The sequence below is a fragment of the Allomuricauda sp. M10 genome (genome assembly GCF_020782875.1).
Lineage (GTDB): Bacteria > Bacteroidota > Bacteroidia > Flavobacteriales > Flavobacteriaceae > Flagellimonas.
Genome location: NZ_JAJGBN010000001.1, coordinates 503,751 through 515,444, shown reverse-complemented (window position 1 = coordinate 515,444; position 11,694 = coordinate 503,751). Strand labels below are relative to the sequence as shown.

The following is an 11,694-nucleotide window of genomic DNA, read 5'->3' as shown; positions in this document are numbered from 1 at the left end:
TTTATCTTGAACACACCCGATTACCATAAAGTAACCGTTTATCTATAAAATCTATTATTTCAACGTAAAACTATGAAAAAAAGTGTCTTATTTCCTTATTTTTTCGTTGTACTGCTCAGTACATCTTGTGCCCAACAACCCGATTTGGGCATAAATCTTCCGAAAACCCTTGATTTTACTGTGGAAACCGTAGTTGAAGGCATTCAGAACCCTTGGGGAATGGCTTTTCTTCCAGATGGTGGAATCCTGGTTTCCGAGAAATCAGGAAAACTGATCCTAAACAAATCCGGGAAGAACATCGAAATCGAGAATGTTCCTCCAGTTTATAATAGAGGCCAGGGCGGATTATTGGACATTGAATTGCATCCCAAATACAAAGAAAATGGCTGGATCTATTTCTCCTATGCCTCCAGTGATGGGGATGACAAGGGTGGGAATACGGCCATCATGAGGGCCAAACTTTCCAAAAACAGATTAGTGGACCAACAGGTATTGTACAAAGCTGTTCCCAACAGCACCCGCGGGCAACATTTTGGATCCAGATTGGAGTTTGATCGAAAAGGCTATCTTTTCTTTTCCATTGGTGAACGTGGCGACCGGGATGTAAATCCACAGGACACTAAACGGGATGGCGGAAAAATTTACAGGATAAATGACGATGGTAGTATTCCAAAGGACAATCCTTTCGTCGGAACCAAGGGTGCCAAAACGGCCATTTACAGTTATGGGCATCGGAACCCGCAGGGATTGACCCTGCATCCGGAAACGGGAGAACTTTGGGAGCATGAGCACGGTCCACGAGGAGGGGATGAAATCAATATCATCCAAAAAGGAAAAAACTATGGATGGCCGGTCATCACCTACGGAATCAATTATAGTGGCACCAAGATTACGGATGCAACTTCTAAACCCGGAATGGAACAACCCATCTATCAGTGGACACCTTCCATTGCCCCTTCTGGAATGACATTTGTGTCTTCAAGCAAATATCCCAAATGGAAAGGGAACTTGCTCGTGGGCTCGCTTTCCTTTCAATATTTGGAACGACTGGAAATCCAAAACAACAAAGTTGTATATCGTGAAAAGTTATTGGATGGCATGGGTCGAGTCAGAAATGTACGCCAAGCCCCAGATGGTTACATTTATGTAGGTATTGAAGGCAAAGGGATTGTTAAACTGGTTCCTAAATAGTTCAAAAACTATTTTAAGGCGTCCACGGCCAGTTTAACGGAGCCGTACTTTTTAAGGGCTTGTTCTGCTTCCTCGTAGTTGAGCCCCAACTCCTCCATAATATAGCGGGTACCACGATCCACCAATTTGGTGTTGCTCAATTGCATGTTCACCATTTTATTCCCCTTTACTCTACCAATACGAATCATGAGGGCCGTGGAAATCATATTCAGCACCAACTTTTGACTGGTACCGCTTTTCATTCGGGTGCTCCCTGTCAAAAATTCAGGACCTACGTTCACTTCAATGGGAATATCTGTATTGGAAGCCAAAGGCGACCCAGGGTTATTGGTAATCCCCACTGTCAGGATCCCATGTGCCTTGGCATCTGCGATGCCGCCCAACACATAAGGCGTGGTTCCTGATGCGGCAATCCCTACCAGGACGTCATTATCATTGATGTTGTACTTCTGAAGGTCTTTCCAAGCTTGCTTTGTATCATCTTCGGCAAATTCCACTGCTTTTCTGATTGCTGAATCGCCACCGGCGATAAGTCCGATCACACGATCATGAGGCATTCCAAAAGTGGGCGGAATCTCAGAAGCATCCAAAATACCCAACCTTCCGCTAGTCCCGGCACCAATATAGAACAGTCGACCTCCTTTATCAAAGCGTTTGGCCGTCTCTTCTACTACCAAGGCCACCTTGGGCAACACCTGCTCCACGGCTTGGGCCACTTTTTTATCCTCATTATTGATGTTGGCCACGATTTCCAACGCGTCCATTTCCTCCAGTTGATCGTACAAAGACGGTTTTTCCGTGATTTTAATATGCTTTTCCACCTCTCTTACAATAATTGTATGTTCATATTTTTGAATGCATCGAGTTTCTTGTCCCAAGCTTCCAGTTCCGTCACCATGGTACTGATCACATTCAGATCACAAGTTTTAAAACGATGCTGCGAATTCAGTTTTTCCGATATGCACAAAAGTACCGTTTTCTTGGAAGCATTGATCACCGCTTTCTTTGTCTGTACCACTTCCCAGTCAAACTCGGTCAGCCCAAACGCTGCATCTACATACCCGGTCCCGATGAAACTATAATCTACTTTAATCTGGGTCAAGGCATTAATAGTGGTGGAACCCACGGCAATTTGCGAATCCTTGGAAAGTGTCCCTCCAATAAAAATGGTTTCCACGTTGGGTTTTGCCAGCAATTCCATGGCCACCGGAAGACTAAGGGTAAAACAAGTCAGCTTTATATTGGTCGGCAACAATCTGGCCAATTCCAAACAGGTGGTGCCTCCATCGATTAAAATCACGCTGTTGTTGCGCAATAATGTTACCGCCTTTTTTGCAATACTCACTTTTTTGTCGAGTGCATAAACATTGCTTCGGGCAGGGTTTTGGTTGACAAAACCCAACGAAACAGCACCACCATGCACTTTGGTCAACATATTTTCCGAATCCAATTCTTTAACATCCCTACGGACAGTATCAATGGAAACATCCAATTTTTCGGCCAAATCTGTCAAAAGTACCCTATTATGGAGTTCCACTTCATTAAGAATGGCCCGATGTCGTTCTTCCTTGAGCATTACCGTCATATTTGGATTCAAAATCAAAAGTAGAAAACTATTATAGATTATGCCGTTTAACATTAAGGCAAAGTAAATATTGTATTAAAAAAGCAAAAAACAGCAAATTTACCGCAAATAACAGCAAAATATTTTATATTTGTTCAGTTTTAAATCCTTAATAGCATCAAAACATGCAAGAATTGGTCAAAAAATCCATGAAACTCGAACCTCTTGACACTGAAACCGTCAAATTCGAAAAAATCAACACCCACATTTATGAAGACTCCGAAAGCGCTTCGTGGTATGTGGCCAACGAAATTGCCGGGCTGATCAATCAGAAGCAGCAAGAGGGCAAAAAAGCCGTACTAGGTTTGGCTACAGGTTCTACCCCAACCAAAGTGTACGATTACTTGGTACAGTTCTACAAAGAAGGTCGCTTGAGTTTTAAAAACGTGGTCACGTTCAACTTGGACGAATATTTCCCGATGGACCCTACCTCCATTCACAGTTACAAGCGTTTCATGAACGAGCATTTGTTCGACCATATTGATATTGAACCTTACAACGTCCATATTCCCGATGGTAGCCTTTCCAAAGACGAAATCAGGAAATACTGCATGGATTATGAGGAGAAAATTCAAAATGTAGGCGGTATCGACATCCAAATTCTTGGAATTGGTAGAACGGGGCATATCGGGTTCAACGAACCTGGATCTTCCTTAAATTCAAAAACGCGTTTGGTGCGCTTGGACAGGGTTACCCGTTTGGATGCTGCCAGTGATTTCTTCGGGGAAGAAAATGTACCCAAAAGAGCCATCACCATGGGCGTTGGAACCATCATGGGAGCCAAAAAGATCATATTGATGGCTTGGGGTGAAGGAAAATCGAACATCATTTACCAAGCCGTGGAAGGGAAAATCAAGGAGTCCGTGCCGGCCACCTTCCTACAACACCATGAAAATTGTGATTTTGTAGTGGATAGCGCAGCTGCTTCCAATTTGACCAGGATAAAAACACCATGGTTGGTTACCGAATGTGAGTGGAACGACAAATTGATCAAGAAGGCAGCCATCTGGCTTTCGGAAACATTGGGCAAAGCCATTTTGAAATTGACCAACGAAGATTACAATGAATACGGAATGGGGAACCTTATTGCCGAAATTGGTTCTGCCGAACAAATCAACCTTAATGTTTTCAATGAGTTACAACATACCATTACAGGTTGGCCCGGTGGAAAACCCAATGCGGATGACAGTCAAAGGCCAGAGCGTGCGGAACCATTCCCAAAAACTTCGCTTATTTTCAGTCCGCACCCTGATGATGACGTAATTTCGATGGGTGGCACCTTGTTACGACTTGTGGATCAAGGCCATCACGTGCACGTGGCTTATCAAACTTCTGGTAACATTGCCGTTTTTGATGATGAGGTCATCCGATTTTTGGATTTCGCTACCGACATTCAACAAGAAAACAAAGAACTTAAAAAGAAATTCAAGGAAGTCCGGAAGTTTTTGGCCAACAAGAAACCCGGTGAAGTGGACAGCCCTGAAGTACAACAGTTTAAAGGACTGATCAGAAAAGGAGAAGCCTTGGCCGCCTGTAGGTATTGTGGGGTTAAAGAAGAAAACGCACACTTCCTCAACCTTCCTTTCTACGAAACAGGAGCGGTCAGGAAAAAACCGCTCTCCGACGAGGACATCCAAATTACTTACGATTTGTTGAACAGACTGAAGCCCCATCAAATTTTTGCCGCAGGTGACCTTTCCGACCCCCATGGCACACACAGGGTGTGCTTGGATAGTGTTTTTAGGGCCTTGCAAAAACTGAAGGATGACCGAGTGGACTGGATCAGAAATTGCTATGTATGGTTATATAGAGGAGCTTGGCAGGAATGGGACATTGCGGATATGGAAATGGCCATTCCTATTGGCCCCAAGGACATGGCACGAAAGAAAAATGCCATCTTCAAACACCAATCCCAAAAGGATAGCGCCATGTTCCCTGGTAATGACGAAAGGGAGTTTTGGCAACGTGCGGAGCAAAGGAACAAGGATACCGCCAATAGATACAACGCCTTGGGAATGGCTGAATACGAAGCTATGGAAGGCTTTGTAAGATATCATTTCTAAACGTTCAATATTATTAGACTTAATTTAAAAAGGCCTACATTTAGTATATCGTAGGCCTTTTTTATTCGCCTTTATGAGAAGAATCCTTTATTTTATTCCTTTTATTTTACTCCTATCCTGTGCCGTAACCAAAGCACCCAAAGAAGAATTCAGGGGTGTTTGGATTGCTACCGTGGCCAATATTGACTGGCCTAAACACCCAGAAGATGATGTTGAGAAGAAAAAAAAGGACTTCATTGCCATACTGGATTTTTATAAGAAACTAAATTTCAACGCAGCTATCGTTCAGGTGCGAACGGCCGGAGATGCTTTATATGAAACCGATTTGGCCCCTTGGTCCAAATATCTTTCCGGTAAAGAAGGTGAAGCCCCAAAAGGATTTGACCATCCTTTAAAATGGATGATTGAAGAGACCCACAAACGAGGTATGGAATTCCATGCTTGGCTGAATCCCTACCGGGCCTCGGTAAATTTGGATACTACAGCCTTGGCTAAGTCCCATGATTTTTATCAACATCGAGATTGGATGGTAAAATATGGGGGGAAATACTACTACAACCCAGGAATTCCCGAAGTACGGGACAAATTCAACCAAATCATAAAGGAACTGGTTTCGAATTATGAGGTAGATGCTATCCATTTTGATGACTACTTTTATCCCTATAAAGTGGAAGGGGAAGTTTTTGAAGATGCTTCCTCCTTTGCTGAATATGGTTTACCCAACCAAACTTTGGAGGATTGGAGAAGAAGCAATGTAGACTCGCTAGTTAGTGATGTACACAAAACTATAAAAACAAACAAACCTTGGGTGCAGTTCGGGATTAGTCCATTTGGGGTATGGAAAAACAAAAGCACAGACCCAAGAGGTTCCGATACCCAAGCGGGACAGACCACTTTTGAGGACTTGTATGCCGACCCCCTACTTTGGGTACAAAAAGGGTGGTTAGATTATTTGGCACCTCAAGTATATTGGAGCCTGAATTTCCCCTTGGCTTCGCATAAAAAAATCACTTCGTGGTGGAACCAAGCCACCCCAAACACCCATCTGTACATAGGCAATGGCGTTTACAAAATCAAAAACAACAGCGACGAAGCTTGGAACAAGGATAACGAAATTCCCAAACAGCTTAAATTCTCAAGGAAATTGGAGCATGTGAACGGCAACATTTTTTTCAGCGCCAAATCCTTGATGGGAAACCATGAAAAAGTGAACCAAAAACTGGAACGGAAGTTTTATCAATTACCGGCCAAAAATCCAGGCCCTTTGAACCAGGTTAAAAGCAACATTCAATCGCCCAACATTGAATCTATCAAAAAGGATAATGGACAATTGGAGCTTTGTGTCTCGTACTCGGACAGTGTTCCTCGTTTCATCAATCTATACCTAATTAAAGGAAAGCAACGTCAACTATTGATTAAAGAATATTTTTCCGAAAACAATGACCGACACTGTTTTCTGGCAGAATTAGCATCAAAATATGCAAATAAGAATCTGGCGATCACTATCATCGATGCTTACGGGAATGAGAGTGACATGCAAGTGCTCAACCTTAAAACCAAATAAAAGTCCAAAATGAATATAGCTCCGAAAGATAAAAATGCCTGGCTATGGATTCCCTTCCTGTATTTCACACAAGGTATCCCCTATATTTTGGTGGTGACCGTTTCCGTGATCATGTACAAACGTTTAGGCATTGGAAACGCTGAAATTGGACTATATACGAGTTGGTTGTACCTACCTTGGGTCATCAAACCTTTGTGGAGCCCCATTGTAGATTTAAAGGGAACCAAACGCAAATGGTTTTTGATGATGCAATTGGTCATTTCACTGGCATTTTTAGGTATTGGATTCTTTGTTTCCTCCAACTCATTTTTCATCATCACCCTTGCCTTTTTTTGGATGGCAGCATTTGCTTCGGCCACTAACGATATTGCTTCCGATGGTTATTACATGATCGGACTTACCCAGAAAAAACAATCCTTTTTTATTGGGCTACGGAGCACATTTTACCGATTGGCCATGATTACAGGGCAAGGACTCCTGGTTATTTTTGCAGGATATCTGGAGAACAAATACGGAGACAACACCAAAGCATGGTCCCTAACCATGATCAGTGCCTCAGTTTTGATGCTAGCTTTGACGATTTCCAATTTTTTTGCCACGCCAAAATATGAGGAAAGTTCAATTGAAAAGGAAACCAAACCAACAGGGTTTTTAGAAGTATTCGCTTCCTTTTTCCAAAAAAAGCAGATTGGCTGGGTATTGTTGTTCATTCTAACCTATCGTTTGGGCGAATCGCAATTGGTTAAAATGGCGTCCCCTTTTCTTTTGGACAAATTGGAGGTTGGCGGGCTAGGCTTTTCCACCGAAGCAGTAGGCACTATTTATGGCACTGTCGGGGTAATCATGCTTTCCTTAGGAGGAATTGCAGGCGGTATTTTAATTTCCCGTGATGGACTTAAAAAATGGATGCTCCCCATGCTTTTGGCGCTCAATCTGCCCAATGCTTTGTACGCTGTCTTGGCTGTTACCCAGAGCACCAGTATTTATGCCGTTGTGGGAACCGTGATCATTGAGCAATTTGGATATGGATTCGGTTTTGCCGCATTTTTGATGTACCTGATTTATGTGGCCGATGGAGCTTCCAAAACCTCTCATTACGCCATTGCCACTGGTTTTATGGCGTTGGGCATGATGCTCCCCGGAATGCTCAGCGGATATATTCAGGAATGGTTGGGGTATGATGGATTCTTCATTTGGGTGGTCATTGCCGCGATTCCGGCGTTCCTTGTATTGCGTTATTTGGATTACCCTGCCGATTATGGTAAAAAAACCGTGGAAATTGATGAATAAGCTTCATTTACCACCCAAAGATCAGGTTACACTATCCCAGAAAGTGGGCCAACTGTTCATGCCTGCTGTTTTTATCAACGATACTGAGGAAGAAGTCCAGAAAATGGAACAACTGATCACAGAACACCATATCGGGTCGCTTTGTTTCTTCCATAGCCGTGCCAGTGCCGCAACCAATTTTGAAGGCAAGAAACAGATTGTCCACAATGAAAAAAGTTATGACCGCTTGGTGGAACTCATTGACCGCTATCAAAAAGCAGCTAAAATCCCGCTTTTAATTGCCATTGATGCAGAATGGGGACTGGCTATGCGTATTGAAAATACCCCACAATATCCGTATGCGATCACTTTAGGTGCATTACAAAATGGAGAGGACCTAATTTACCAAACTGGGAAAGCTATTGGGCAGGACTGCCTCAGTGCAGGTATCCATTGGAACTTGGCTCCCGTGGTAGACATCAACAACAATCCTGAAAATCCAGTGATCGGTTATCGTTCTTTTGGGGATGACAAGCAACAAGTATTTTCCAAGTCTGATGCCTATATCCAGGGCATGTCAGAAGCTGGAATTTTAAATTCTCTCAAACATTTTCCAGGTCATGGGGATACTGCAACCGATTCCCATTTAGGTTTGCCCGTAATCGACAAATCTTCGAGGGAGTTGCAAAACAATGAACTTTACCCCTTTCAACAATTGATCCAAAAAGGAGTGGATTCGGTTATGGTCGGACATTTGTTACTTCCACAGTTGGACAGCGAAGGCCCTTCGACCACTTCACACAAGATCATTACGGGTCTGTTGCGAAATCAAATGGGGTTTGACGGTGTCATCATTTCCGATGCCCTGAACATGCACGCTGTATCCAAGACCTTTCCGGAAAAAGGAACGTTGGAAGCGAAGTCTTTTTCCGCTGGAATGGATGTCCTCTGTTTTAGTGAAAATATCAAAGAAGGTATTGACATCATTCTTCAAAATGAAAGCCAAAACCGAATTGAAGCCAGTTTTGAACGGATTTGGAAACTGAAGGAAAAAGCGTTTTCCAATACAAATAAATCAGATGGGTTGGACTGGGAAACAGCCTCCAAAATCAATAGCGAGATTGCCCAGAACTGTCTAACCGAATGGTTTGGCCAAAAAGATATACTTGAAGAAATCAGATTTTCAAATTTCCTGAATTTAGCGATAAGTAATAGTAAAACCAACCTTTTCTCCAAAGGGTTGGAGGAAGCTTTTGGCAGCCCAGTTTTGAACATTCCTTCGGACCAAGGGATCATCCAGCAAAAACTTGATGAAACGCAAACTGTAGTTTTGTCCATTTTCCCACCAGCCGTTAAACCCAAGGATCAATTTGGTTTTGATGAAGTTGTTTTGCAATCCATTAAATCCATAATCAACAGCAAGAAAGTGCTGCTTTATCTATTCGGCAATCCCTATGTTTTGGATATTTTAGGTGTTCTTCCCGAGACAAATGTGGTCATTGTTTATCAAGATTTTCCTGAATTTCAAGAAGAGGCCCTTCAACATTTTCTGGGCAAGACCAAAGCCAAAGGTTTGCTTCCCGTCCAACTTAAAACTTTTAGTCTATGAGCAAATACAAAGTTTTGGGATTAATGTCAGGCACCTCTTTGGATGGATTGGACATGGCCTACTGCCATATTTGGGAAGAAAACGGGCATTGGAACTTTCAAATAAAGCAGACCAAGGATATCCCCTATTCTGATGAAATGAGGGATTACCTCAAAAATGCCATCTATCTTTCAGAAGCTGATCATGCCCAATTACACCAAGATTATGGCAAATGGTTAGGGGAACAATCCGAACAGTTCATAAATGAGTTGGAGGATGAAGTTGATTTTATCGCCAGCCATGGACATACCTCGCACCATCGTCCTGAAGATGGGATTACCTTTCAATTGGGCGATGGACAACTCTTGGCAAACACTAGCGGCAAACAAGTGGTTTGCGATTTCCGCACCAAAGATGTTTCACTTAAGGGACAAGGAGCCCCCTTGGTCCCCATTGGTGACCGACTATTGTTTCATGAATTCGATTTTTGTTTGAATTTAGGCGGCATCAGTAATATCTCCTTTGAAAAAAATGGGGAGCGAATCGCTTATGACATTGGCATGGCCAACATGCCCTTGAACTATATTACCCACCAGTTGGGACTTTCCTACGATGAAAATGGAAAATTGGCCCGTTCGGGAAGTTTGGATCACAACTTGCTGAGAAAGTTGAACAGTCTGGAGTATTACAATCTGCCCTATCCAAAATCAACAGGATATGAATGGTTTACCAGTGAGGTGGTGCCATTGATAGATGCATCATCAGGTAGCCATGCCGATAAATTATACACCTTGATCCACCACAATTGTGAGCAGATTGCCTTTGTTGTACATAAACATAGCAGTAAACCCAAAAACAAGATGCTTGCTACGGGAGGTGGAGCCTTAAATCAATTTTATATGGACACCCTTCAAGAAAAGTTGGGTCCTAATATTGAATTGACAATACCAGAAAAAATCTTGATTGCATACAAAGAGGCTCTGGTTTTTGCCTTGATGGGGGTACTTCGACTTGAAGGAAAAACAAATGTGTTGCGCTCCGTTACCGGGGCCACCTCAGATTCCTGCAGTGGGGAAGTTTTCTTTCCAATAGAGGGTTGATCAAGCTGTCACAATCTTTTTCTTGGGTCTATGGACCAACAAGAAAATTGCCAGTGAGCATAATCCACAAATGGCCAATCCAGCAAATAATGGCCAAACGCTGTTCTTCACAAACTCACCGATAAAGGTAGCAATGGGAATAGAAAGGATTGTGGATACAAACCCGTTGATGGCGGCACCAATCCCAGCAATATGACCAATGGGTTCCATAGCGATGGATCGGAAATTACCCCACATGAACCCAAGACAAAAGAATTGAACGGATAGAAAGCCCACCAAAACATAAATACTGGGGTTGGGTGAATTCAAAAATACCACGGAATAGATCAAGGCTACCAAACAAAATACGATGGTGGCCATTAGGGACAATTTTCGCATCCCGAAACGCATTACCAAAGTACCATTCAAGAAAGTGGAAAGCCCTATGGAAACAGCCAGTCCGGCAAAGATGTATGGGAACACTTCTTTCAATGCATATTGGTCCTCAAAAATATGTTGGGCGGAACTCAAATACACCAAAAAAGCACCGGTGACCAATCCGGAAGTAATGGTGAAGGCCACAGTTTCCTTGTATTTTACGAACTCCTTCACACCATCAACAAACACATGGCTAGAGAACGGAATCTTGTATTCCGGATGTAGGGTTTCAGGCTGTCTTTTCCAAAACCAGAGTGACACCACAAAAACAAAAAACATCTGGACATAAAAAATGGCCTGCCAGCCTGCGGCATCCAAAATCAATTTTCCAATCGCCGGAGCCACTACCGGAATCAAGATGAAGAATGCTACAACAAACGACATCACCTTTGCCATGTAATCGCCTTCATAGGTATCCCTGATGATGGAAATGGCCATGGTGCGGGGTGCTGAAAGTCCGATTCCCTGAAAAATTCTTCCGACCACCATAATCTCTAAGGAAGGTGCTACCAAACAAATGATACTGGCCACCAAAAAAATGGTAAATCCCACATAAACCACAGGCTTTCTACCAAAACTGTCCGAAATGGGCCCAAAAAACAACTGTCCTACCCCAAGACCCAGAAAAATCATGGTAACCAACAATTGGTTATCGGTGGAATCGTAACTTTTAATGGCTTCCCCAATATTGGATATAGCCGGTAGAATGGCATCTATGGCCAAGGCTACGATCGACATCAATGCGGCCATCATGGCCACAAATTCAAAGTTGGGTTTTTGGGTTGTTTTTTTCATGGTGCAAAAATAGGGATACCCGTTGTACCAATAAAGCTTTTGTGAAAGGTTTAATGAAATGGAAACATAACCCCCTAGAAAAT

The 11,694-nt window shown here is 42.9% G+C and carries 9 protein-coding genes; 6 read left to right on the top strand and 3 right to left on the bottom strand.

Annotation, left to right across the window (positions count from 1 at the left end; translation table 11 throughout):
- Positions 1-72: 72 nt before the first annotated feature.
- The gene (locus LKX84_RS02480; RefSeq protein WP_228235536.1) at positions 73-1,191 is read left to right on the top strand and encodes a PQQ-dependent sugar dehydrogenase; all 1,119 of its coding nucleotides are present in this window, start codon (positions 73-75) and stop codon (positions 1,189-1,191) included.
- Positions 1,192-1,199: 8 nt separating this feature from the next.
- Here the strand turns inward: LKX84_RS02480 and murQ are convergent, their stop codons facing one another.
- Both murQ and LKX84_RS02470 read right to left on the bottom strand, forming a co-directional pair.
- Positions 1,200-2,012 carry an N-acetylmuramic acid 6-phosphate etherase gene (gene murQ, locus LKX84_RS02475; RefSeq protein WP_228235535.1) on the bottom strand — a complete coding sequence of 271 codons (813 nt, stop codon included), beginning with the start codon at positions 2,010-2,012 and terminating at the stop codon, positions 1,200-1,202.
- A gap of 5 nt (positions 2,013-2,017) precedes the next feature.
- A complete protein-coding gene (locus tag LKX84_RS02470) occupies positions 2,018-2,767 on the bottom strand; it encodes a DeoR/GlpR family DNA-binding transcription regulator (RefSeq protein ID WP_228235534.1) in 750 nt (249 codons plus the stop codon).
- A 197-nt stretch (positions 2,768-2,964) separates the two neighbouring features.
- Here LKX84_RS02470 and nagB point away from each other — a divergent pair, with 197 nt between their 5' ends.
- The 5 genes from nagB (at position 2,965) to LKX84_RS02445 (ending at position 10,399) form a co-directional block, all read left to right on the top strand.
- Positions 2,965-4,878, top strand: a complete 1,914-nt coding sequence (gene nagB / locus LKX84_RS02465; RefSeq protein WP_410548863.1) for a glucosamine-6-phosphate deaminase — start codon at positions 2,965-2,967, stop codon at positions 4,876-4,878.
- Between the two features lie 73 nt (positions 4,879-4,951).
- Positions 4,952-6,442, top strand: coding sequence for a glycoside hydrolase family 10 protein (locus LKX84_RS02460; protein ID WP_228235532.1), 1,491 nt, complete (start codon positions 4,952-4,954; stop codon positions 6,440-6,442).
- Positions 6,443-6,451: 9 nt separating this feature from the next.
- The gene (locus LKX84_RS02455; protein WP_228235531.1) at positions 6,452-7,732 is read left to right on the top strand and encodes an MFS transporter; all 1,281 of its coding nucleotides are present in this window, start codon (positions 6,452-6,454) and stop codon (positions 7,730-7,732) included.
- Entirely contained in the window at positions 7,725-9,320 is a 1,596-nt protein-coding gene (locus LKX84_RS02450; RefSeq protein ID WP_228235530.1) for a glycoside hydrolase family 3 protein, read from the top strand. Before LKX84_RS02455 ends, LKX84_RS02450 begins: the two co-directional genes overlap by 8 nt.
- The gene (locus LKX84_RS02445) at positions 9,317-10,399 is read left to right on the top strand and encodes an anhydro-N-acetylmuramic acid kinase (RefSeq protein ID WP_228235529.1); all 1,083 of its coding nucleotides are present in this window, start codon (positions 9,317-9,319) and stop codon (positions 10,397-10,399) included. Before LKX84_RS02450 ends, LKX84_RS02445 begins: the two co-directional genes overlap by 4 nt.
- Here the strand turns inward: LKX84_RS02445 and LKX84_RS02440 are convergent, their stop codons facing one another.
- The gene (locus LKX84_RS02440) at positions 10,400-11,611 is read right to left on the bottom strand and encodes a multidrug effflux MFS transporter (RefSeq protein WP_228235528.1); all 1,212 of its coding nucleotides are present in this window, start codon (positions 11,609-11,611) and stop codon (positions 10,400-10,402) included.
- Positions 11,612-11,694: the final 83 nt, after the last annotated feature.

Bases quoted from the DNA above. Each gene is read 5' to 3' on its own strand.
- LKX84_RS02480 (WP_228235536.1), top strand. From the start codon at position 73: ATGAAAAAAAGTGTCTTATTTCCTTATTTTTTCGTTGTACTGCTCAGT.
- LKX84_RS02470 (WP_228235534.1), bottom strand. From the start codon at position 2,767: ATGCTCAAGGAAGAACGACATCGGGCCATTCTTAATGAAGTGGAACTC.
- nagB (WP_410548863.1), top strand. From the start codon at position 2,965: ATGAAACTCGAACCTCTTGACACTGAAACCGTCAAATTCGAAAAAATC.
- LKX84_RS02460 (WP_228235532.1), top strand. From the start codon at position 4,952: ATGAGAAGAATCCTTTATTTTATTCCTTTTATTTTACTCCTATCCTGT.
- LKX84_RS02455 (WP_228235531.1), top strand. From the start codon at position 6,452: ATGAATATAGCTCCGAAAGATAAAAATGCCTGGCTATGGATTCCCTTC.
- LKX84_RS02450 (WP_228235530.1), top strand. From the start codon at position 7,725: ATGAATAAGCTTCATTTACCACCCAAAGATCAGGTTACACTATCCCAG.
- LKX84_RS02445 (WP_228235529.1), top strand. From the start codon at position 9,317: ATGAGCAAATACAAAGTTTTGGGATTAATGTCAGGCACCTCTTTGGAT.
- LKX84_RS02440 (WP_228235528.1), bottom strand. From the start codon at position 11,611: ATGAAAAAAACAACCCAAAAACCCAACTTTGAATTTGTGGCCATGATG.